The organism is Nocardia sp. NPDC041819, assembly GCF_055590505.1.
Window position 1 is genome coordinate 1 of the sequence record NZ_JBVJAP010000021.1, and the last position, 21,711, is coordinate 21,711.

The 21,711-nt window shown below is 63.0% G+C and carries 18 protein-coding genes and 4 pseudogenes; 15 read left to right on the forward strand and 7 right to left on the reverse strand.

Annotation, left to right across the window (positions count from 1 at the left end; translation table 11 throughout):
• Positions 1-86: 86 nt before the first annotated feature.
• Positions 87-284, forward strand: a pseudogene (locus tag ACZ6DL_RS34200) (IS30 family transposase); the annotation flags it as partial.
• 8 nt (positions 285-292) lie between these two features.
• On the opposite strand, the pseudogene ACZ6DL_RS34205 reads toward ACZ6DL_RS34200, so the two are convergent.
• Positions 293-412: pseudogene (locus ACZ6DL_RS34205) on the reverse strand (transposase); the annotation flags it as partial.
• Positions 413-777: 365 nt separating this feature from the next.
• On the reverse strand, positions 778-2,409 hold the full coding sequence (locus tag ACZ6DL_RS34210) for an MFS transporter (protein WP_466057421.1): 1,632 nt from the start codon (positions 2,407-2,409) through the stop codon (positions 778-780).
• Between the two features lie 135 nt (positions 2,410-2,544).
• On the opposite strand from ACZ6DL_RS34210, the gene ACZ6DL_RS34215 reads away from it, so the two are divergent.
• Positions 2,545-3,288, forward strand: coding sequence for a TetR/AcrR family transcriptional regulator (locus tag ACZ6DL_RS34215; protein WP_466057422.1), 744 nt, complete (start codon positions 2,545-2,547; stop codon positions 3,286-3,288).
• Between the two features lie 386 nt (positions 3,289-3,674).
• On the opposite strand, the gene ACZ6DL_RS34220 is transcribed toward ACZ6DL_RS34215, so the two are convergent.
• Positions 3,675-4,325 carry a TetR/AcrR family transcriptional regulator gene (locus ACZ6DL_RS34220; protein WP_466057424.1) on the reverse strand — a complete coding sequence of 217 codons (651 nt, stop codon included), beginning with the start codon at positions 4,323-4,325 and terminating at the stop codon, positions 3,675-3,677.
• A 251-nt stretch (positions 4,326-4,576) separates the two neighbouring features.
• On the reverse strand, positions 4,577-4,786 hold the full coding sequence (locus tag ACZ6DL_RS34225; protein ID WP_466057426.1) for a hypothetical protein: 210 nt from the start codon (positions 4,784-4,786) through the stop codon (positions 4,577-4,579).
• Positions 4,787-4,996: 210 nt separating this feature from the next.
• Here ACZ6DL_RS34225 and ACZ6DL_RS34230 point away from each other — a divergent pair, with 210 nt between their 5' ends.
• Together ACZ6DL_RS34230 and ACZ6DL_RS34235 are read left to right on the forward strand one after the other, a co-directional pair.
• On the forward strand, positions 4,997-5,308 hold the full coding sequence (locus tag ACZ6DL_RS34230; protein WP_466057427.1) for a hypothetical protein: 312 nt from the start codon (positions 4,997-4,999) through the stop codon (positions 5,306-5,308).
• Positions 5,309-5,552: 244 nt separating this feature from the next.
• The gene (locus ACZ6DL_RS34235; protein WP_466057428.1) at positions 5,553-5,939 is read left to right on the forward strand and encodes a hypothetical protein; all 387 of its coding nucleotides are present in this window, start codon (positions 5,553-5,555) and stop codon (positions 5,937-5,939) included.
• A gap of 1,205 nt (positions 5,940-7,144) precedes the next feature.
• Here ACZ6DL_RS34235 and ACZ6DL_RS34240 read toward each other — a convergent pair.
• Complete coding sequence (locus tag ACZ6DL_RS34240) at positions 7,145-7,606, reverse strand: B-4DMT family transporter (protein ID WP_466057429.1); 462 nt, start codon at positions 7,604-7,606, stop codon at positions 7,145-7,147.
• A gap of 397 nt (positions 7,607-8,003) precedes the next feature.
• Between ACZ6DL_RS34240 and ACZ6DL_RS34245 the strand changes: the two genes are divergently transcribed.
• Genes ACZ6DL_RS34245 through ACZ6DL_RS34290 form a run of 10 tightly spaced genes read left to right on the forward strand, consistent with a single transcriptional unit; the run spans position 8,004 to position 17,752 of the window.
• Positions 8,004-8,771: an MlaE family ABC transporter permease gene (locus tag ACZ6DL_RS34245; RefSeq protein WP_466057431.1), complete on the forward strand. Its 768-nt coding sequence runs from the start codon at positions 8,004-8,006 to the stop codon at positions 8,769-8,771.
• Between the two features lie 32 nt (positions 8,772-8,803).
• Complete coding sequence (locus ACZ6DL_RS34250; RefSeq protein WP_466057560.1) at positions 8,804-9,640, forward strand: ABC transporter permease; 837 nt, start codon at positions 8,804-8,806, stop codon at positions 9,638-9,640.
• Positions 9,637-10,824, forward strand: a complete 1,188-nt coding sequence (locus tag ACZ6DL_RS34255; RefSeq protein WP_466057433.1) for an MCE family protein — start codon at positions 9,637-9,639, stop codon at positions 10,822-10,824. Before ACZ6DL_RS34250 ends, ACZ6DL_RS34255 begins: the two co-directional genes overlap by 4 nt.
• Positions 10,821-11,834 carry an MCE family protein gene (locus tag ACZ6DL_RS34260; protein ID WP_466057435.1) on the forward strand — a complete coding sequence of 338 codons (1,014 nt, stop codon included), beginning with the start codon at positions 10,821-10,823 and terminating at the stop codon, positions 11,832-11,834. Before ACZ6DL_RS34255 ends, ACZ6DL_RS34260 begins: the two co-directional genes overlap by 4 nt.
• Entirely contained in the window at positions 11,831-12,859 is a 1,029-nt protein-coding gene (locus ACZ6DL_RS34265) for an MCE family protein (protein WP_466057437.1), read from the forward strand. Before ACZ6DL_RS34260 ends, ACZ6DL_RS34265 begins: the two co-directional genes overlap by 4 nt.
• Positions 12,856-14,145, forward strand: coding sequence for an MCE family protein (locus ACZ6DL_RS34270; RefSeq protein ID WP_466057438.1), 1,290 nt, complete (start codon positions 12,856-12,858; stop codon positions 14,143-14,145). The genes ACZ6DL_RS34265 and ACZ6DL_RS34270 overlap by 4 nt, the downstream gene beginning before the upstream one ends.
• 5 nt (positions 14,146-14,150) lie before the next feature.
• Positions 14,151-15,287, forward strand: coding sequence for an MCE family protein (locus ACZ6DL_RS34275; protein ID WP_466057440.1), 1,137 nt, complete (start codon positions 14,151-14,153; stop codon positions 15,285-15,287).
• An 18-nt stretch (positions 15,288-15,305) separates the two neighbouring features.
• Positions 15,306-16,505, forward strand: coding sequence for an MCE family protein (locus tag ACZ6DL_RS34280; protein WP_466057442.1), 1,200 nt, complete (start codon positions 15,306-15,308; stop codon positions 16,503-16,505).
• Positions 16,506-16,556: 51 nt separating this feature from the next.
• The gene (locus ACZ6DL_RS34285; RefSeq protein ID WP_466057444.1) at positions 16,557-17,132 is read left to right on the forward strand and encodes a hypothetical protein; all 576 of its coding nucleotides are present in this window, start codon (positions 16,557-16,559) and stop codon (positions 17,130-17,132) included.
• Positions 17,129-17,752 carry a twin-arginine translocation pathway signal gene (locus ACZ6DL_RS34290; RefSeq protein WP_466057445.1) on the forward strand — a complete coding sequence of 208 codons (624 nt, stop codon included), beginning with the start codon at positions 17,129-17,131 and terminating at the stop codon, positions 17,750-17,752. The genes ACZ6DL_RS34285 and ACZ6DL_RS34290 overlap by 4 nt, the downstream gene beginning before the upstream one ends.
• A 464-nt stretch (positions 17,753-18,216) precedes the next feature.
• Here the strand turns inward: ACZ6DL_RS34290 and ACZ6DL_RS34295 are convergent.
• Positions 18,217-18,826, reverse strand: a pseudogene (locus tag ACZ6DL_RS34295) (transposase); the annotation flags it as partial.
• Positions 18,827-18,939: 113 nt separating this feature from the next.
• Between ACZ6DL_RS34295 and ACZ6DL_RS34300 the strand changes: the two are divergent.
• Positions 18,940-19,608 (forward strand): annotated as a pseudogene (locus ACZ6DL_RS34300) (IS3 family transposase); the annotation flags it as partial.
• A gap of 343 nt (positions 19,609-19,951) precedes the next feature.
• On the opposite strand, the gene ACZ6DL_RS34305 reads toward ACZ6DL_RS34300, so the two are convergent.
• Positions 19,952-21,220 carry a cytochrome P450 gene (locus ACZ6DL_RS34305; RefSeq protein WP_466057447.1) on the reverse strand — a complete coding sequence of 423 codons (1,269 nt, stop codon included), beginning with the start codon at positions 21,218-21,220 and terminating at the stop codon, positions 19,952-19,954.
• Between the last annotated feature and the right edge of the window lie 491 nt (positions 21,221-21,711).

Consider the following 21,711-nt stretch of genomic DNA (forward strand, 5'->3'; position numbering starts at 1 on the left):
GCATCGGCCTGACTCAACATGCTTCCCGAGTACATCGGCCTGCCTCCTGAAGATGGACGCTTACTTACGGTGTCCAACTTCATGGGACCACTCCACTGCTCCGGCAGTATTTTCCGAAGTTCACTGACCTTTCCGGCTACCACCCCGACTACCTCGAGTTCGTCGCCGCCGAACTCAACAACCGGCCCCGCAAACGTCTCGGCTGGCGTAGCCCTGCCGAAGCACTCGAGCAGCTACTCTCAGAACCAGACAGCAATCCGCCCGGTGTTGCGTTGGCCAGTTGAATCCACCCCGCCTGCTCGGTCGGGAAATGCCCGCGCGCTCGCACCGCCCTGCGATAGTGGGCGTTGAGGGGCTCGATGGCATTGGTGGAGTAGATGACCCGCCTTATCTCGACGTCGTAGTCGAGGAAGGCGCGAGGCTCAGGGGCGGGGCGCGAGCAGGGCCGCAGGGCGGTGGCACGACGCCGCCGCGTGGGTGGCGAGCAGCGCGGTTGCGGCATAGCGGAGTGCGGCGTAGCGGCGGTCGCCTGTAGTCGCAGGGCGGCGTCTGCGGCGACCGCCGCTGTCACCTCACGGCCCCCGGCCTCCGGGCCGCCCTGGAGGAGAGCTCCGGGGCGGCCCGGAGGCCGAGGACGGTGAGGTGTTCCGAGAGGAGACCCGCTGGCCGTGGACCGTGGACCGTGGACCACGCCCTGCGCATCTCGCGCCGCCGGGCTCCCGGCGGGTGATCCGGCGGACGCGTCCCCGGCGATCCAGTGGATGCCCCGCCGGCGTTCTAGCGGGTGGACCCGGCGTGTTCCGGCACAGTCGCCGCCTCGCTCGCCGCCGTCCCGGCCCTCGGCTCGGCGCTCTTCCTCGCGAACCCGCGCCGGCCCGGCAGGATCGCGAGGACGATCAGTGTTCCGGTGGCCATGACGATCCCGCCGATGAGGCTGGTCTGGGCGACGCCGTGGGCGAAGGCCTGGTGGACGGCGTCCACGGCGGCCTGGGCACGCTGGGGCCCGGCGGAGGGATCCTGCGCGACTCGCTCCGCGACGGCCAAGCCACCACCGACCGAGTCCTTGGCGATCTCCATCGCCTCCGCCGGGAGCCGGTTGCCCACCAGGTCGGTCAGCTCATCCCGGTAGGCCGTGCCCAGCAGCGAGCCCAGCACCGCGATGCCCAGCGCCCCGCCCAGCTCCAGCGCGGTGTCGTTGACACCGCCGCCGACGCCCAGCTCGGACTCGGGGAAGGAGCCCATGATCGTGTCGGTCGCCGGGGAGATGGCCAGTCCGAGCGCGAGGCCCAGCATCATCAGCGGCGCCAGGAAGTCCCCGTACGTCGACCCCTTGTCGATCTGGGTGAGCAGGAACATGCCCGCCGTGCCGACGGCCAGGCCGGTCACGACCATCACCCTCACCCCCAGCTTCGGGGTGAGCGTCCCGGTCGCCGCGGACCCGAGGAACACCGCACCGCCCAGCGGCAGCAGCCGTAGGCCCGTGTCCAGGGCGCCGTAGCCGAGGACGAACTGCAGGAACTGCGTCGCGTAGTAGAGCACGGCGAACATACCGAAGAAGAAGAACAGCACCGCGAGCATCGAGCCGCTGAAGGGCCGCAGCGCGAACTTTCGGACGTCCAGCATCGGATGCGGGTGCCGCAGCTCCCAGGCGGCGAAGGCGACCAGACCGACACCGGCGACCACGGCGGCGGTGCCGGGGCCGGCGCCCCAGCCGAACCGCGGGCCCTCGATGGCGGCGTAGATCAAAGAGCCGACGGAGACGATCGACAGCAGACCACCGAGGTAGTCGATCCGGCCCATGCCCTCCGCCTTGGACGGCGGTACCAGGGCGAGCGCGCCGAACACGGCGAGGACGGCGATCGGCACGTTGATCAGGAAGGTCGAGCCCCAGGCGTGGTCCTCGAGCAGCCAGCCGGAGACCAGCGGGCCGACGGCTACCGCCAGCCCGGAGGTCGCGGCCCAGGCGGTGATGGCCTTGGTCCGCTCGCTCCGGGGGAAGGTCGCGACCACCAGGGACAGCGTGGCCGGCATCACGACCGCGGCACCGACACCCATGATCGCGCGGGCCACGATGACCAGCGAGGTCTCGTCGACCATGCTCCCCATCACCGAACCGCCGGCGAAGATCAGCAGACCCAGCACCAGCGCGCCGCGCCGGCTGTACTTGTCGCCGATCGAGCCCAGCACCAGCATCAGCGCCGCGTACGGAACGGTGTAGCTGTCGACGACCCACTGCAGATCACTGCTGCTCAGGCCCAGGTCGGTGGTCATGTCGGGGGCGGCGACGATCAGTGACGTGTTCGCCATCACCGTGATCAGCAGGCTCAGGCACAGCACGAGCAGTGCCCACCAGCGCCGCGCGTAAGGCCCGGTCATTTTCTCCACGGGGGTGTTCGCAAGGAAGGGCATCAGTAGCTCCTGAGAGGGACGGGGAAGACGAGCGGAATCGCTTAATTGCCCATCGATGTGCAGACTAGTTTATTGCCCCTTGCTGTGCAACTATCGCGATGACTCCCTTCTCCCACCCGCCCTCGAGGTACCGACGTGATCAGCCGACCAGCACAAACACCGAGAACGAGGCCGAGACGGTCTCCGGCCCGCCCCCACGAGACGCCGCCCCCTCCTGCTCCGACTTCGACTTCGTCCCCCTCGCCGACTTCGACTTCAGCGCAGCGTCGGGACGCGCGGGCCACCCGTGCCCGGATCCTCGACGCGGCTCGGCGGGAACTGACTCGCGACCCCGACAGCCGCCTGGAGGACATCGCCGGTGCCGCCGGTGTGGCCCGGCGCACTGTGTACGTCCACTTCGCCTGCCGGGCCGAGCTCGTCGAGGGCTTGGCCGCCGAGGCCGCGGAGGCGATCCGGCGTGCCGTCGCGGGTGCCCCGGCCCCGACCCCCGACGCCGTCGCGGACCTGGCGCGATTCGTCCTCATGGTGTGGCCCGTCGGCGACCACTACCGCGCCCTCATCCGGCTGGCCCGCGGCCAGGACCTCGCACGCGCACGCGTCGACGAACTACTGACCCCCGCCCGCGACATGGCCACGACGGTCTTCGCCCACGGCCGCCGACAGGGCGTCTTCCAGACCACCGTCCCGCCCTACCCGCTGGGCCGAGCCATCGAGGCCCAACTGCTGGCCCTGCTCGACTGCGCAGACTGCGGCCTGTGGTCCGACGACGGCACCGGCGCCGCCACCGCCGCCCTCATCGCCGCCGGAGTCGCCCCGGACACCGCCGCCGCGAAGGTCGATCAGGTACGGAAGTCCGGGTTGCCCCGGAGTCCGGTCTGAACCCCGTGCCCGTACACCACTCGCACTCACACAAATGTCCGCTCCCGACTCCCTGTCCCTCGAAGCCCCCGGATCCGCGCTCGCGTCCTGACCACCCTCGGCTTCGAGGTCACCGCGACGACGACCGTCTCGGCGGCCTCCGGCAACCGCGTCACCTCGAAGGATTCCAAGACCGCGGGCCGCGTCGCCCTGCCCGAGGCCGGTGAGAAGTTGCTCGGCCCGTCTTCGCCGAGCCGATCGCGCCGCGGAACATCCCCGACGGCCTCCGACTGCGCTCGGTCACCACCACGGAGCAGGGCCTCACCGCCCACTTCTCCGGCAAGTCGGTCACCTTCCGCCGCGACGACACCCGGGACACCTCACCGAACGGGTCGGCCGGAGAGAAATCAGGTGCCGTGGGCCGGAAGAGCCGTAGCCATCGCCGACGCAACGTCCTCGACCACCGCGCTCGCCCGATCTTCCGGCACGCCGGCCGCGATGAGGGTGGCCGTGGTGATCCGGTGCCCGTCGTCCTCCAGCGCGCCGGTGTTGACGGACTCCACCAGAGCTACGATCAACGCCATCAGGCCTGTGCTCTGCACGGCCGGCGGCAGATGGGAGTGGAAGACGCCGTCCCGCTGCCCGCGCTCCAGGATCCCGGTGGCGGCCTCCCGGGCCGGCGCGAGCACCTCGGTGACGCGCTCGGAGCCGAGGTCCCGCCGGGTGAGCGCCAGCAGCATGCGGTAGCGGTCGCCCACGGGCCACATCCGGAGTACGAACCGCGCCAACGCCCGCTCGGCCGACTCCCCCGTCTCCGGCCCGGCCTCCACCGTGTTCCGCAACGTCTCGGCAGCTTCCTCGGCGAGCGCCTCCAGCAGCGCCGCCCGCCCCGGGAAGTGCCCGAAGAGGGTGCGCCGGACGACCCCGGCGGCCCGCGCCAGCTCCTCCAGCGTGACATCGGGGTTGCGCCCTAGCTCCTCACGGGCCGTGGCCAGGATGCGCGCCCGGTTGGACCGCGAATTACGGCGCAGCGGCTCGCGGGCCACGTGCTTGCTCACGGAGAACCTCGCAGCATCAATGGATGGACGAATGGCCCTCCATTTTGTCACGCCGAGCCGAAGCCCCCCTATCACGCCCCACCAGCCGCACCTCACTCGGGACCCGACCCATCTCGTGGCCCCGAAGCTCGGCCGACGCGCCACCGAGCGCGCCCGGTGCGGCCCTCGCGCTTGTTCCTCGACGAGAGCCCCGGCGGCCGCCGCCGACGACCTCGTCCGTCGCGGCCATCCCACCGGCCACCCCCGTCGGATCAGACCGCGAACTCCCGGATCACCATGTTCCGGAACACCGCCTGCTCGTCGATGGTGAGCAGGGCCAGGCCGGTGTCGGACGGGTCGGGGAAGACCACGGTCGAGTGCGCGTACCGGCTGTCGTCGACCCTCGGTCGTCTCCGTCTACCGCGCTCGCCGAAGCCGAGGAGGCCGGCGCCCCGGCCGGGCCGGAGATCATCGCCCGTCATGTTCTGCTCCGGAGCGCTCAGTGGCTCGGGGCAACCGCCAGTTCGCGCAGGCGCGCATTGTTCTGTAGCGCCCACCGCATGGTCCGCGGTGGGCGCCCGAGCAGGGTTTCCAGTTGGTCGGTGACGACGTTGTCAGGTCTCCGACGGCGCCTCCCGCGTCGGCCGACCCGGGTGGACATCACCGGGCCCGGAAGCGGCACTACCGACGCGGTGGGCACGGTCGTCGAACAGGCCGAGGACCAGGCGAACGACGTCGTGGCCGCGCTGCCCGAGTCGAAGTCGGCCTCGCGTCCGCGACCAGCGCGCCAGGTCACCTACATCCCTGAGGAAGTGGAGGCCTGGAACGAGGCCGTCATAGACGAGACCTTCCTGCAGGAGTCCCTGGGCGACCCGGCTGTGGCCCGGCACGTGGCGGCGCACATGAGGATCCTGACCAGGCTGATCGCCGGCGGGCGGTACGGCCACACCGGAGTCCTCAGCCTGAGAGTGCGGAACGTGATCTCTTGTCCGTTTCGTGGTTGAGGTTGGGGAAGCATCGTCCCAGGGCGGCTGCGTAGTCCTCGGCGAACCCGCACATGTCTTTCAGTTCCGGACCGGTGAGCGCGTAGGACTTCGAGATGTGCGGTGCGGGGTCGACCAGCATCTTCACGCAGACCTCTGCCACGTCGTGAATGGCGATGGGCGCGAGCCCGGCGACCGAAGATGTGCCGACCAATCCTGCGCAGCAGCTACTGTCCGAGGACGAGATGCTGGCAGAAGCAGCGGAGTGAACGTCGTCCAATCAGCTTCAGCGCCGGGAAGGTTTTCACGGAGACTTCCCGGCCTGGAGGGCTTCTGGGTGTTCATCGGCGCTGATCTTGCGCTGTTCACGCTGCTGTTCGCATCGTTCCTCTCTGCTCGCGCCGACGATCCGATTCTCTTCGAACACGGTCGGGAGAGCTTAGATCCAAACCGAGGCGGCATCAACACACTCCTCCTGCTGACCAGCTCATGGTGTGTCGTACGTGCCACGCTAGCCCATTCGCCACGGCGCGCTCGGCATTGGATCCTCGCAGGCTTGCTTGGCGGACTGTTGTTCGCGGTTTCAAAGATATGGGAATACGCGATCGAGCTCCGCAGATTCGGCCGAGCGCTGTCCATGCATATGGTGTGAGTACTGCGATCATCACGAAAAACATCACAAAAACGGCCCAGAAACTGATCAGGCCGTGCCAGGCGAACGGTCCGTCGGTGACGAGTGGAACGAGCACGAGTGGAACGTAGGTGGCCGCGGTGACGAAGCAGATCCAAGCCGTCCATTTGGGGAACAGCGGGACTGGTCGGACATCCCGCAAGATCGCTACACCCATCGCCACGCTCTGCAGAACCGAACATGCAAAGGCGAGGTCGAAGAAGATCCAGCCGAAGTCGTAGAAAAGCTGAACGGACTCCGGGGAGCGCGCCTCCAACCGGAAGGCGATTGTCAACCAGATTATGGCGGGGACCACTGTGACCAGAGCGGTCAGAAGGCCGCCCAGGCGCTCGATGTTCGCGAGAGAGGCCCCATCGGCCCTTCGATCCGCGTGGTTATCTTCGAGAGAACGACACTCCACACATAATAGAATGGCGCACCAGCGGCCATCAAAATCATGCCCAAGGTGATGCGCGTTTGGTTTTGTGTGAAGTACTCAGTGATCTCCGGGGCATTTAGATATTCCGCGGGAGGGGGCCAAAATACGGCGAAGCCTGCGAATCCGACAAGGCCGAGCGTGCAGTATGCGACGCAGGACCACAGTGACACGCGGAGCGTCTGGAAATCGAGCCGAAGCCGATCGACGTCCGGGCTCTGTGTGCGGTGGTGTGGCGTCGCGGTCATTGCATCTAGCCCTTTCGGAAGGCGGCCTATTTCCTACTAAGCCGAATCAGTCCAAAGTTGGGGGTCGAGCCGTTTCGGTTGACGGATCGCCGCTGGTATAGGAATTCGAGGTCCGCCTAGCGCAGGCTTGGACTCTATTTTAACATAGATTTGAATCCGACACCACGGGCACGAGGTGGATACTTGCGGAGACGGTGTTGATCCCCACGCCAAGTCTCGCTGGCGCCCGACTCGCTGGCCATAAGGTGGCACAAGGGCCCGCTCCCGAGGGGCTCTGCGACTCTTCCCGCCGCGAGGCAATGAACAGGAGTGGGCCGCAGCTGGTTGCGGACTCGGTCCGGCCAGTCGGACGGGTGATGTTCTGCGGCTGGCCAGCTCATCACGCGGCACGCTACTCCGTTCGCAGGCAAGCCGGCGGGATCCGAGTTCAGGGCGACAATCTCGAACTGTGGTTGCTCTCGAACAGAACATCGCGGCGCGGATTCGATCGGGCGGAAAGTCGCTTAGACGGTAGATGTGGGCTGTGCGAGTGGTGCTTGTTGTGAAGTCCGGGTCGCGTTCACCCTGGCGATTGCAACGCCGACCGTGGAGGAAGCGAAGATGAGCAACATCGTCCATGCGGCACCGGACGTGATCTCGAACAACCAAGAGTTGTTGCCGAGGTCGACCGGCGTCATCGCGCGCAGTAGCGAGGCGGTACACCCGGCTACAACGCCAGCGGTCAACCCGGCTGACAGCCACCGGATGGTCAGATCCTCGCCATGGGCGGGATCGGGATTGGCGAGAGGGTCGCGGTAACCGTCGCGCGCGCCGTAGGCAGCTGCCGCCAGCGCGAAGGCAACCAGCGCCGACAGGCGCAGCGCGGTCGACTGCGCAGCCCACGCTTCCAGGGCGACGCTGAGCAAGGAACGAATCACGACCATCAGCAGGGCTAGTGCTAGTCCACGGGCGATCCAAGGCTGCATAGCGAGAGATCGTAGCTCCGGGGGGAGGTCCGCGGTACCCTCTTGTTGAAATTAGATTAGAATCTAGGGCACCGAGGCGCCCCTCTTCGTCGGGAGCCACGCCTACTCGCCCGGCGGAAGATCGTCATGCTCGATTCTGGCATGTCTGCGGACCGCGGCGTATGGTTCCCCGCCCGCGGACGGAGCGTCGAGTGATGTCGAACGGTTGACCTCAGCCAAAACATAAGCTAACTTATGCCCCCGACGGTATGTGACGCAGGTCAATTCTGGCCGCTCACGTGCTGTGGCTCACAGATGCGTACGGCTGAGGGGCGCGAGACCCACCAGACCAGCCCAAAGCTTGTGCGTGTTCGGCGCCATGATCATCGAATCGAACCCAGACCGACGGAGAGCGAGAATGCGCCGTACATTCACAGGGCCGATGCGTTATCTCGGCGAGTTCTTCAGCCTCTCGGCCGACACATTTCGGGCGCTGGCGACGTGGCCGTTTCAGGGCCGGGAATTCATCGACCAGTGTTGGTTCATTGTTCGGGTGTCGCTCGTGCCGACGCTCCTCGTTGCGCTGCCGTTCACCGCGCTGATCAGCTTCACCTTCAATATTCTGGCGGCAGAGTTCGGCGCGACCGACGTTGCCGGCGCCGGGGCAACGCTCGGTGCGGTCACCCAGGTCGGGCCGATTGTTACCGTGCTTGTCGTCGCGGGTGCCGGAGCGACGGCCATCTGCGCCGATCTTGGTTCTCGGACGATTCGCGAAGAGATCGATGCCATGGAAGTGCTGGGCATCGACCCAGTCGTGCGGCTGGTGGCTCCGCGTGTTTTGGCATCGACGTTGGTTGCGTTGCTTCTGAACGCGCTCGTGTGTGTGATCGGCATAGCGGGCAGCTTCTTCTTCTCGGTCTACTTCCAGAACGTGACGCCAGGCGCGTTCGTGGACAGCATTCCATTGCTGACGGGCCTTCCGGAGCTGGTGATCTCGGAAATCAAGGCCGGCGCTTTCGGGCTCATCGCTGCCTTGGTCGCGTGCTATCGCGGGCTGACCGTCAAAGGCGGCCCGAAGAGTGTGGGGCAGGCTGTCAACGAAACTGTGGTCTACGCGTTCATGGCGTTGTTCCTCGTCAACGTCGTTCTGACAGCCATCGGAATCAAAATGACAGCAGGAAAGTGATGACAACAGAGACAGTGACGCCCGGTTTCACGATGCGTCCTGCCCGCGCGACTGTCCGTCGGGCGAAGGGCGCCAAACGGGTGATCGACGAAGTCGGGCAGCAGGCGATCTTCTACCGCAACGCGATCTTCGAGATCCCTATCGCGCTTCGGCACTATCGGCGGGAGATGCTACGCCTGGTCGCTGACGTAGCGCTGGGCTCCGGCGCTCTTGCGGTAATCGGCGGTACGGTAGTGATCTGCGGGTTCCTCACCTTGTCTGCCGGTGCTGTCGTGGCGTTGCAAGGCTTCGCCACCCTCGGCGATCTTGGCGTGGAGGCGTTGACGGGGTTCTTCGCGGCCTACGTCAATGTTCGCATCGCCGCTCCAGTGATCGCCGGTGTCGGCCTTGCGGCGACAATCGGGGCGGGGGCGACTGCTCAACTCGGCGCGATGCGGATCTCAGAGGAGATCGATGCATTGGAAGTCATAGGTGTGAGATCGATTCCGTACCTGGCTTCTTCCCGCATCCTCGCTGGAATGATCGCGATCGTCCCGATCTACGGCGTCGCTGTCATCGCGTCATTCTTGGCCAGTCGTACTGCGACAGTGGTGATCTACGGGCAATCTGCGGGTGTATACGACCACTACTTCACCACGTTCCTTGTGCCGACCGACCTGCTGTGGTCCTTTCTGCAGGCCATCTTGATGGCGCTTGTCGTCATGCTTATTCACACCTACTTCGGATATACCGCAAGCGGCGGACCTGCAGGCGTCGGCGAAGCCGTCGGGCGGGCGGTGCGCGCGTCTCTCGCCGCAGTAGTGTTCGTCACGCTGGCCGTCTCCCTCGCCGTCTACGGCGTATCCGGCAACTTCAACTTCGCCGGATGAGCACGCAAAGGCGGAGAGGGCCGCGCAAACCTCACTACACTACCGCGGGGATGACGTTGATCGGGTTCTTGGTCCTGGTCGCTGTGTTCGTCGCCGGTCAGTTCACCGGCGCTTTCGTCGACAGCGTTCGGGTCACTCTTCTAACCTCCCGTACGGGTCTCAATCTCGACCCCGGCGGGCGCGTGAAACTGCTCGACGTTCAAGTGGGACGGGTCGGCAAGGTCACCGAAGCCGACGGGTACGCCCGAGTCGAGTTGGATATCTTCCCAGATCACGCCAAGCGCATCCCGGCCAATGTCGGGGCGGCGATCGACTCGACAACCGTCTTCGGCGCGAAATTCGTTGCACTGCAGTTGCCTGCGAACTCATCGCCGGAGTCGCTGTCGAGCGGTGCCACCATCGACAACCGTACTATCGCGCCGGAATTGAACACGTTGTTCGAGCGCCTGACCGATGTGCTTCGAGCAGTCTCACCTGAGAATCTGAACGCAACGCTGACAGCGATATCGGATGCGTTCAGGGGGCGCGGGGAACAAGTCGGTCACACACTCGAGGCCGCGAACACCTATCTGAACGACCTGCGACCCAGCCTCGACAACCTCCAACGTGATCTCAGGGCAACCGCCGAAGTGACCGACATCTACGCCGATGCTGCCCCGGACATCGTCCGGACACTCGACGCGCTGACGACCACCGGCTCGACGGTTGTTGAGAAGGCCGACGGGCTTGACCAATTCTTCCTCGCTGCAAGTAGCTTCGGAAATTCAGCCGGGAAGGTCCTCGACAGCAACGGCGAGTCGATCCAGGACCTGATGACACGGTTGGTACCGACAACTCGTCTGCTGGAGAAGTACTCGTCAGGGTTTCCTTGCTTTTTCCAGGGCGCCGACATCGCCCGCGCTTCCCTCGAGCCTGTCATCGGCGGCACGGTCCCCGGTCTCAATCTCAGCGCAACGGTTCTAGCCGGCGAGATGCCGTACCGCTACCCCCAGGATCTGCCGAAGATCAGCGCGGGCGGCGGACCGTACTGCGGCAACCTTCCCGTCGTTGACAACTCGAACGGCAGGTCCGCGAACTACCTGGTCACCGATACCGGAGTCAACCCGTATGCCCCGACGGATCGGCCTGCCCAACTCAATGTCCTCGACTTCATGCTCTACGGCGTCCCGGGAGGCCAGCGGTGAAAAACGCCTTCAAGTTCGGGGCCTTCGCCCTGGTGATGGTCATGCTCCTGACAGTGCTGGCCCTGGTGCTCGGTCAACTGCGGCTCGATAGCAGAACTGGTTATCAGGCCGAGTTCACCGACGTCTCCGGCCTTCAGGACGGCGACATCGTGAGGTTGGCCGGCGTCGATGTCGGTCGGGTTGGTGAGGTCGAGCTCGATGGACGTACGGTTCACATCGACTTCGATGTTGCGGACAACATTCGCGTTACCAGCGACGCGCAGCTGCAGGTCCGCTATGCCAACTTGCTCGGGGACCGATACCTCGAGATCAAGAACGGCAACCGGATCGACGATCCGATGCCTGCGGATGGCACGTTCTCCTTCGACCAGACCAAACCCGCGCTCGATATCGATGCGCTCGTGGGTGGGCTCGCCCCGCTGACTCGGTCGCTGGAACCCGAGCAGGTCGACCGATTGACATCCGAGCTCATCCGGGTCGTACAGGGACAGGGAGGCACAATCGCCGGGGTCCTGCAGGAAGTCGCGGTGTTGACGAGCAAACTGGCCGATCGTGACCAACTGATCGGAGCAGTCATTACGAACCTGGGTTCGGTGCTGCGCACCGTCGGTGACAACAGCGATGCATTCTCGCGAGTGATCGACCACCTGCAACGGCTGGTGTCCACACTCGCCGAGCGAAGCGTGCCGATAAGTGATGCGCTCGTGCACATAGACAGCGCGGCAGCATCCGTCTCCGACCTCCTGATCGCAGATCGTCCTGCGATTCAGGGTGATATCGCCGAATTGAACCGCACCGCAACGCTTCTGGACGATGGGAGTGCTCAGATCGAATCGGTGTTGACTCGACTGCCCGACACCTATGCGCGATTGAGCCGACTCGGAGCCTACGGCAGCTTCTTCAACTTTTATCTGTGCACGGTGACCGTCAAGATCGACGGCCCAGGTGGAGCGCCGATCATTACGAAACTCGTTCAACAAGAGCAGGGCAGGTGTGTGACGCCGAAATGAGAAGATTCGATAATCGAAACACCACCCGCACGGGGATCGTCGGTGCTGCCTTGGTGATGGCGGCAGTGGCGGCGATCTCGAATTATGACAGCTTGCCACTGCTCAACTCCGACCGAGAGATTCGCGCGATCTTCGCAGACGCAGGCGGTTTGAAGTCGGGCGATGCGGTGGAACTCTCAGGAGTCAACGTCGGAACCGTGCGAGACGTGGCCTTGCTCGGTGCCCAGGTCGAGATCACGATGTCGATCAAGAACAACTTGCCACTGGGTGAATTTCCCGGCGCGCAGACGCGAAGCCGGACGGTGCTCGGACAGAAGGCAGTTGTGCTGCTGCCCAGCAACGACAGCGGAACGTTCGACGATGAGAACCCCATTCCGATTGAGCGCACACGATCGCCCTATGACCTACCAACCGAGTTGGGCAAGCTCAGCGGGAACATCGAAGACATCGACACCGACCAGTTGTCAGACGCGCTGCACGAAACCTCTGATGTTTTCGACGATACCTCGCCCGGGTTGAAGGAGGCGTTGGACGGCGTTGCGCGCCTTTCGGATTCGCTTGGCTCGCGAGACGCATTGATCAAGCAGTTGTTCGCTGACGGCAACAAAGTGAGCGGCGTGCTCGCTGAACGCAGCCGCCAGATCAACCTGCTGCTCGTGGACGGAAACCGTGTGCTGAAGGAGTTGAATGCTCGCCGAGATTCCATGGCCCGGCTAGCTGCCGACGTCTCGGCAGTCGCACAGCAAATCAGCGGCCTTGTTGCCGACAACCGCGAACAGTTGCGGCCGACACTGAACAGGCTCAACCGTGTCCTCGAATTGCTGGAGAGAAACAAGACCTCGATCGAGGGCGCGCTGCCAGGGCTCGCCCAGTACGCGACGACGCTCGGCGAGTCTGTTGGCAGTGGTCCGTTCTTCGACGCCTATGTTGGCAACCTCGTTCCCGGACAGTTCATTCAACCGTTCATCGATGCCGCGCTCGGCGACGGACGCGTTCCTTCGGTACCTACGGAAGGCCCACGATGAAGAGCGGAAAGAAGAAGACAACGGTCGCGGTGGTCACCGGGATTCTTGCGGTGCTCGCGCTCCTGAGCTACTTCATCCTCCCGAAATTGACCAGCCGGTCTGTCATCGCCTACTTCCCGGCCGCCGTCGGTCTGTATCCGAATGACGAAGTACGCGTTCTCGGCGTCAAGATCGGGTCGGTCGACAAGATCGAACCCCAGGGCACTCGCGTAGCGGTTCATATGACGATCGACCGGAGATGGGAGATTCCGGAAGGTGTGCAGGCGGTCATCGTATCCCCAACGCTCGTGACCGCCAGATTCATCCAACTCACTCCCGCCTATACCGGTGGCCCGACGCTTCCTGACGGCGGCACCATCCCTGAAGACCGCACCGCGGTACCGGTCGAGTGGGACAAGATCAAGGAACAACTGACGCGGATCACCAAGACCTTAGGCCCACAGGCCGATCCAGACGGCCGAGGTGATGCCGGCACTCTTGCCGAATTCGTGGAGAATGCCGCGGACAATGCGCGCGGCAACGGTCTGACTTTTAACGAGACGCTTCAGAATCTGGCACGAGCGACGACGACGCTTTCTGACGGGCGAACGGATCTGTTCGCCGCAGTACGAAACTTGTCCATCCTAGTCGACGCGCTCTCCCAGAGCCACGAGCAAATCGTGCAGTTCGAAAATCACCTTGCATCAGTGACAGAGGTTTTCGCGGATGCGGAAACGTCTGTCGGTGATGCAGTCTCTGACCTCGACCTCGCGGTGACCGATATCCGGCAGTTCGTCGTCGATAATCGGACAGCGATGACCCACACGGTGGACAAGCTCGGGGCCGCAACACAACAGCTCGTCGACAGCAGAGGCGACCTGGAACAGGTGCTCCATGTCGGCCCCAACTCGCTCGTCGATTTCTACAACATCTACCAGCCCGCCCAGAACTCGCTCACCGGCGCTCCGGCGCTGGCGAACTTCGCCAATCCTGTGCAATTCATATGCTCGGCGATTGCCGGAGCCGGTGAGATGGGCGCAAAGGAGGCGGCCGATCTGTGCATTCAATATTTGGGGCCGCTGTTGAAGACGCTCGCCTTCAACTACATTCCGATCGGCGCTGTGATCGGCAACTCGATTGGCGCGACGCCCGAACAAATCGTTTACAGCGAACCAGGGCTGGAGCAGGGGCCGGTCTCGACCGGGGCTGATTCGCAATTGCGGGTCCAGGCCGCCCCGCCACCACTCGTTCCCGGCCTTCCCGGCCTGATGCTGCCACAGATCCCGATCCCAGGTGGACCACGATGAAATCCATGACCTATCGAATCGTCAGTGCCGCTGTCGGAGCCGTTGCAGCAGTTCAGCTCTCGGCCTGCGGCTGGACCGGGCTCAACCAATTGCCGCTACCCGGAACGGAGGGATCCGAGGAAGGCGCATGGTCGCTTGTCATCGAGATGCCGGACGTGTCGACGCTGACGAAGAACGCACGTGTTCGGGTCGGTGACGTGAACGTTGGGACTGTTCGCGAGATCAATGTCGAAGGCGACCACGCACTGGTCAAGGTGACGCTCGGCAAGGAGGTTGTTCTTCCGGCGAACACCACCGCGAAGATCGGCGCCACCAGTCTGCTCGGCTCGCCGCACGTCGAGCTAATTGCTGGTGAGACAGACTCTACGACTGGTCAATTGGGCGACGGAGACCGAATCACGTTGGAACAGGCCGCGGTTTACCCAACGACCGAGCAAACCCTGTCGACCCTGTCCTTCCTGCTCACCGGTGGGGGAGTTGGAAAACTCGAAGAGATCAACCGTGAGGTCGGTCTGGCACTGGCCGGCCGAGAGGACATCGTGCGTAGCCTCCTGGATAACGTGCGTGACTTCACGAGCAGACTCAACGACCAGCGTGACGATATTGTTCGTGCCCTCGAGGGGCTCGACCGCTTTTCAACGATCGTCGCCAACGACCGCGTGATCTTGGACAAGGCTGTGCAAACCCTCGATCCGGCGCTCGGCACACTCGACGCGCAACGAGATGATCTGACCAACGCGATCATGGCTATCGGATACTTCGCTGATTCGGCCAACCGTGTGATTGCGGCAAGTCGTGCGGATATAGATGCGAATGTGCAGGCGCTCGAGCCGACTCTGCGGGGACTGGCAGATGCAGGCCCGGCTTTGACGTCATCGCTCTCGCTGCTCGCAACCGTCCCGTTCCCGATGAACTCGTATCGCAACGCAGTGCAGGGCGACTTCGCGAACCTGTTCCTCAACCTCGACCTGACCACTGCTCGAGTTGATCGCGGACTGCTTACAGGAACGCCGGCGGCGGGACAGCTGGCCTCGCTTGGCGGCATTATCGGCCAGTTGCCACCGCTCCCGCCGATCCAAGGAAATCCGCTGATCACGCCACTGAATCAAGGTGGCACAGGTCCTTCGGAAGGCGGAAACTAAATGCTTCTTTCCAGGTTCGTGAAGCGGCAGCTGATTGCGTTCGCGTTGATCACCGTTGTCGCGGTGAGCTGGATCCTCATGCAGTACTTGCGGCTTCCATCGTTGGTGGGCATAGGGCGAACTTCAGTCGATCTCGTCCTGCCGGCAGGTGGCGGTCTGTACAAGAAATCGAACGTCGAGTACCGCGGTGTCGAAGTGGGTGTGGTCGACGACATCCGTGTCCAGGACAACCAAGTCATCGTGTCCATGGACCTGGACAGCAGTGTCGATATTCCAAGGACAAACCTGCAGGTGGAGGTTCATAGTCGCTCGGCGATTGGTGAGATGTACATCGAGCTGTTGCCGCAGACCGATTCGGGGCCGTTCCTTGCCAGTGGCGATGTGATCGTTGGTGGTCGACTACCAACTTCGACAACGGAACTTGTGACTTCCCTCGATACTGCGCTGTCCGCCGTTCCACGCCCCGATCTGAAGACGCTGATCGATGAAAGTGGCACCGCATTCCGCAATGCAGGCGGCGACATGCAACAAATCCTGGACGGCCTCAACGCGTTCATCAACGAGGGGCAGGCCAACATCGCAGTGACGCGATCGCTCATCGATCAGTCAGAAGACCTGCTGGACACTCAGATCGTGACAGGAGGATCGATCCGTGCATGGTCGGGCTACCTCGACTCGATCACGCGCTCGGTCACCGATCACGACTCTCAGGTAAGAAGCTTCGTCGACAACGGCGCACCGGCGGGGAACGAACTCGCGGCGCTGTTCGGCGATATTTCGTCGACACTGCCTGTCGCGCTGGCAAACCTCAACTCGGTGGCAGACGTCGCCCACATCTACAACGCGAGTATCGAACAGATTCTCGTCGTCTACCCCGCACTGGTGGCAGCTCTCCAGAGCATCACTAGAGGCTCTGCTACGCCGACCATGGGCAACCTGGACTTCAACCTCGGCGTCGGTGCGCCACCGCACTGCATCACCGGATTTGCTCCGCCTGCGGAACGGCGCTCGCCCATCGAGACCGAACCGATCCCGCTGCCTGGACCACGTAATTATTGTGCTGTTCCCCAGGACGACCCCAGCGTCGTGCGTGGAGCGAGAAATCTCCCATGCATGGAGAATCCGGGACGGCGCGCACCGACGGTCCAGGACTGCCGGGATCCAAATGGCTACGTTCCACTCGGAAATAACCCGCCATTGATTGAGGGAGGCAACTGACCGACTTGACTGCACGTCAGTCGAGAATCCATTCGACGAAAACGGTACGAAATGAGCACTGAACTCTCCCAGCAAGAATCGACAACTGAACAGTCACCGGAAGCGAAAAGCGAGTCTCGGCTACGCAGTTTGATGCACGTCAGGCCGGGCAAGTTCGTCGTCATCGGTGCGCTGCTCGCCACGTTCGCGGTAGTATTCGCCGTCCTCTCTGTCGTGGCCCTGCGGGACCATCAGATCGCCGAACATCAACGCAGCACGGATGCCGAGATACTCGATGCAGCCAGATCGGGCGTTCTCGCGATGGTTTCCATACGTGATACCTCCGCCCCCGACGACATCGCGAAAGTTCTCGAACAATCGACAGGTGCGTTCCATAAGGACTTCGAGTCGCGAGCACGGTCGTTTATCTCCGTAGTCCAGGAGGCAAAGGTGGTGACGACGGGCGACGTCATCGCGCAGGGTATCGAATCCCGTGATGGCGATTCAGCGGAAGTCCTTGTGTACGCAACATCAAAAGTTTCGAATGCTGCTGGAGCGCAGAATGAATCACGGACATGGCGGTTGCGAGTGACAATGTCCGATGACGGAGGTCGATACAAGATGTCGAATGTGGAGTTCGTCGCATGAGCGCCGAGACGATTGACCTGACCAAAGCGTCATCGTGCGACGACCCGGTCGTTCCCGAGAGTCTATCGACGCCGGAGTCGACACCGGCATCCGTTCCGGTCGAGGACCGTACCGAATCGAATAGCCGTTTCCAGCGCAAGACAGTACTCGTTCTGGCTGCTTTGGGCCTCGCCGCAGCCATCGCGGTCTGTACCTGGGGCTACGCCTTTCTCGTGCTTCGCCCTGACGACCGCGCACTCGCGCCAAGTGAGCAGAAGGTCGCGGTGGACGCTGCCGCACAAGCAACCGTTTCGATCTTGTCCTACAAGTCGGACACGGTCGATTCGGACCTCGCGAGGGCGAACAGTCTTCTCACTGGGCAATTCGCGGACTACTACAAGTCCTTCACGCGCGATGTCGTTGCGCCCGCCGCGAAGGAGAAGCACATCACGACATCGGCAAGCGTTGTCGGCCAGGCTATCTCGGAGTTCAGTGAGAACAGCGCATCCGTCCTCTTGTTCGTCAATCAGTCCACGACCGTGGCAGACGCTCCACGCCCGAGCACAACCAGTACGACCATTCGTATTGTCCTCGACCGCGAAGGCGGCAAATGGCTCGTTTCGAAATTCGAGCCGGTCTGATAAGGAGTTCAAATGATCATCGATCTTGTCGATCCGATCGAGTACATCGTCAAAGCGATTGCCTACCTGCTGTTCCGTGGGCAATTGCCGCCCGCATAAGAGTTGGTTCAGCCAACGGAGTGAGCGGCACAACGACCAGTCGTCCCATCGGGGATCCTCGCGACAAGTGCGTGGCGACGAGCACATTGAGAGGAAGCCTGGTGTTCGAGTTGCGACCGTCGTGGCGGTGTTGCCGGTGCAGGGGGTGGCCAACGTACTTCAAAGACGCCAACCGGTCGTGCTCAAGGCGAACGATAGGATCGGGGTGAACCCGCACGATCAGACACGGCGGTTTCGCTATCGATTCATGGGGCGATCTTCGTCATGGGTTCCATCTCACTATGGTGGAGGCGGGCCAGGTCGTCGCCGGCGTGGGAGTACTCGACTGGGCTGTTTCGCCACACCTGCAAGGTGAATCCCCCTGGCAGCCGTTCCACCGTGCAGCGGGCCACGCTGATGCCTTCACGATTGAGTTGCAGCCACACCTTCCGGGCGTCGCAAGCGCTGAAGTTCTCCCGGTGAACCCGCGTGAATTCCACTTTCAATGCCTCGTCACGCCACCACCGTTTACTCGACACCAGTTGGCGCTGTTCGTATACGTTGATGGGGCGATCTTGATGCCGACGGTGAGCGCGGCGCAGATCGACTCGACACCCCATCGCAGCCCACCGTCGACCCGGTGGCCCTGATGCTGGCTGATATACGTGACGATCAGTGTGCGGCCGGTCCAGTTCGGCCGCGAAGAAGGCCGATGCAGCGTTAAGAATTGCGTTGGCGTGCTTCAGTTCTGCGTGCTCCCGGCGAAGCCGCTTCAACTCCGCGGACGCTTCACTGCTCATCCCGGCCCGCATCGGCATCGACCTGCTCCTGGCGAATCCACTTCCGGACCGTCTCAGCCGTCCCGATACCCAGCAACTCGGCGACCGCCCCGATCGCCGCCCACTCCGACTCGTACTGGTCACGGATCTCCGCGACCATCCGCACCGCACGCTCACGCAACTCCAGCGGGTACTTCTTCGAACTCACGGACTTCATCCCTTCCTCAACAGATGAAGTCTCCAGACATGCCGGGGTGGCCCGTCCCCGGTGATTGGGACCGCTCGATCCGGTCCCGTCATCGGGGACCGGCCAGGGGCGATTCACAGTCGCGTCGCCAATGGCTCACGGGAGTGATCCGGGAAGTCCACGTCGCATCACGAGGCAACTACGGCTACCGCAGAATCCACGCAGAACTGACGATGGCGATGGGCATCAAGGTCTGCTCACGCACCGTATCGGTACTCATGACGGTGGCCGGGATCCGCAGGCTGCGGCCTCGGAACGGGCCAAGAACCTACGCGGCGTGGTGACCGACCGCCGATGACCTGGTCAACGCAAATTCCATCGGTTGAAACCAAACGAGTTGTGGGTCACCGACATCACCGAGCACCGCACGAAGGAAGGACGGGTCTAATGCGCCGCGGTCCTGGACACCTTCAGCCGCAAGATCGTGGGCTGGTCCATCGACTCCCGCGCGGCCCCACCCTCGTGGTCAACGCCCTGGACATGGCCAGCCGCAACCGGCGGCCAGCTCCGGGCGGGATCGTCCACGCCGATTACGGATCCCAGTTCACTCTTGGGTTTTCGTTCCGATCGGCCGGCCACTGCCGTCGTGCGGGACTGTCGGTGACGGGCTCGACAACGCCATGATCGAATCCTTCTGGTCGTCGACGCAGACCGAGCTGCTCGACCGCAAGAAATGGAAGACCCGCGTCGAACTCGCGAACGCGATCTTCGACTACATCGAAATCCTCTACAACCGCCAGCGCCGCCACTCTGGAACCCCAAGGGTGGGGCAGGTCAGGTTGTCACCTATCCGCGCAGCAGCCCCTGTGTAGCATCCGCAGTGTGCTCGCTACCATCCTCGATGGCTGCTGTCGACCCGGTCAGGCCGCGTTCCGAAATGAACCTCGGAACCCGGCCTGACCTGTATCCATTGCGGGTCGGATGTGACTAATTGCCTCGCGAGATCGATCTATCGCCGCGGTCATGTGCCGGCGGGCACGAGTACGGTCCCCCCGCCGTCCTGGTGCATCTCGAGGCCCAGGTAACTGCATGACTCAAAGTTCAGCAAGTAGTGGCCATGTCTACTCCGGGAACTAGATGCTACTTTTGGTGCAGTCAGTGCGCCACAGGGCAGCCAGTCGTGGCGTGCATCTGTTTTACTGCGCCGGCAAAGTTGCCGACAAGCAGCTCTGGTTCAGTCAGCGCCAGGCTGGGAACGCGGTGAAAGAGCTGATCGAACATGTGGCGAAGCATCGACTGGGCCAGAAAACTTCCGATGCAGAAGTGTGGGCCTCCGCCTCCGAATGCTACGTGCCCTCGCGGCTCCCGGCTGATATCGAACTTCCATGGATCGACGAATACGGACTCGTCTCGGTTGCCGGAGGCATAGAACATCACAACCCAGTCCCCCTTGCGGATCTGCCGTCCGCCGAGTTCGGTGTCCTGGGTAGCGGTCCGCCGGAAGGTCATGATCGGGGTCACCCATCGCAGGACTTCCTCGATCGCGTTGTTGATTCGACCGTCGAAGTCTTCGAGCAGGTAGGCGAGCTGATCGGGGTTCTCGAGAAAAGCCTTGGTCCCCAAGCTGATCGAGGTTCGAGTGGTGTCGTTTCCGGCGAACGACAACAGTACGAACATTGTCGCGAGTTCTTCGTCGGTAAGCCGTTTGCCATCGACTTCGGCACTGATGAGGTTCGACCACACGTCGTCTCGAGGACGGGACCTGGTCAACTCGGCGAACTCGAAACCGATTGTCAAATTGCCAATCGTTCCGTCCATGAGAACCTCAGCAGGTGGTCGTCCGGCGGCGACATCGGGATCATTCCATGCGGCCATCTCGTCGGCATTGTGAGCCGCCTGATCTCGGTACTGCTCAGGCAGTCCCGCGATCTCATAGAAGGTGTTCATCGGCATCTGCTTGGACACGTTCTGTACGAAATCACCTTCACCAATTTCGAGCAGGCGGTCGACGATAGCAGTAGCACGAGCACGAATGCTGTCTTCGAGCTTTTTGACCTGTTTCGGTGTGAATGCACCACTGACGAGCTTGCGCATGGTCATATGCTTTTCGCCATCCATCGCAAGGAAGCCTGCGGCGGCCTGTTGTATTTCCGAGGGAATTTCTTCCATCTGGATTCCCTCGCCGGAGCAGAAAAGATCCGGTCGCCTGCTGACATATCTGATCAGCTCATGCGATGTCACCGCCCAGTACCCGTCATTCTCGGGCACCATCATGCCGCCCTCGGCCGGAGGCTGCCAGCTCACCGGCCGGTTCCGCCGCAACTCGGCCAGTCGGACATCCCTCTCCCGCGGGCTCATCGTCCAGAAACTGAGGCTGGATACCTCGATCGGATCGTACTCACGATCTGCAGGCAGTGTGCTCATCGGTGGTTCTCCTGTGGTTGATTCCGAAGTAATACGAGAAGGTCAGCGCACTCTTCGACCTTCCGGGTGTTCACTGGAGGGAGTGGCTGCTTGCCGAGCCCCGGGGGAAGTGGACGCTGAGCGAAGCGCGACGCTGCTCGCCGCGATGCGATGCCCAAAGGGAAGAATATTGTTTAAATTAGAATAGATATCGAACTCCCTCGTGGTCAAGATCGAAATCTGTTGCTAGGCTTCCGCTTCGGAACTCATGTCACAGAAGCGAGTCTCGCCAGGGCGACCGCCGCTCGCTGGCGTCACCGTGAATTTTCGACCACGGCCCACTCATCTGGAGCCGGGCGCGCACGCCCGACCCGGCCATCCGGCTACCATTCCACGCAAAGTGCCGAATGTTGATAAGACCTCGGGTGTCGAGGTCTAGTCGGCGGGCCCCAAGGGGGCGGCCAGGTCGTCGCATTCGAACCTCTTCTAGATCAGGGTCGATGTCCACGCAT

Coding starts and splice junctions, on each gene's coding strand:
- ACZ6DL_RS34305 (WP_466057447.1), bottom strand. CDS start 21,220: ATGAGCACACTGCCTGCAGATCGTGAGTACGATCCGATCGAGGTATCC.
- ACZ6DL_RS34255 (WP_466057433.1), top strand. CDS start 9,637: ATGAGCACGCAAAGGCGGAGAGGGCCGCGCAAACCTCACTACACTACC.
- ACZ6DL_RS34285 (WP_466057444.1), top strand. CDS start 16,557: ATGAGCACTGAACTCTCCCAGCAAGAATCGACAACTGAACAGTCACCG.
- ACZ6DL_RS34210 (WP_466057421.1), bottom strand. CDS start 2,409: ATGCCCTTCCTTGCGAACACCCCCGTGGAGAAAATGACCGGGCCTTAC.
- ACZ6DL_RS34290 (WP_466057445.1), top strand. CDS start 17,129: ATGAGCGCCGAGACGATTGACCTGACCAAAGCGTCATCGTGCGACGAC.
- ACZ6DL_RS34265 (WP_466057437.1), top strand. CDS start 11,831: ATGAGAAGATTCGATAATCGAAACACCACCCGCACGGGGATCGTCGGT.
- ACZ6DL_RS34275 (WP_466057440.1), top strand. CDS start 14,151: ATGACCTATCGAATCGTCAGTGCCGCTGTCGGAGCCGTTGCAGCAGTT.
- ACZ6DL_RS34250 (WP_466057560.1), top strand. CDS start 8,804: ATGCGTCCTGCCCGCGCGACTGTCCGTCGGGCGAAGGGCGCCAAACGG.
- ACZ6DL_RS34240 (WP_466057429.1), bottom strand. CDS start 7,606: ATGCAGCCTTGGATCGCCCGTGGACTAGCACTAGCCCTGCTGATGGTC.
- ACZ6DL_RS34245 (WP_466057431.1), top strand. CDS start 8,004: ATGCGCCGTACATTCACAGGGCCGATGCGTTATCTCGGCGAGTTCTTC.
- ACZ6DL_RS34270 (WP_466057438.1), top strand. CDS start 12,856: ATGAAGAGCGGAAAGAAGAAGACAACGGTCGCGGTGGTCACCGGGATT.
- ACZ6DL_RS34225 (WP_466057426.1), bottom strand. CDS start 4,786: ATGACGGGCGATGATCTCCGGCCCGGCCGGGGCGCCGGCCTCCTCGGC.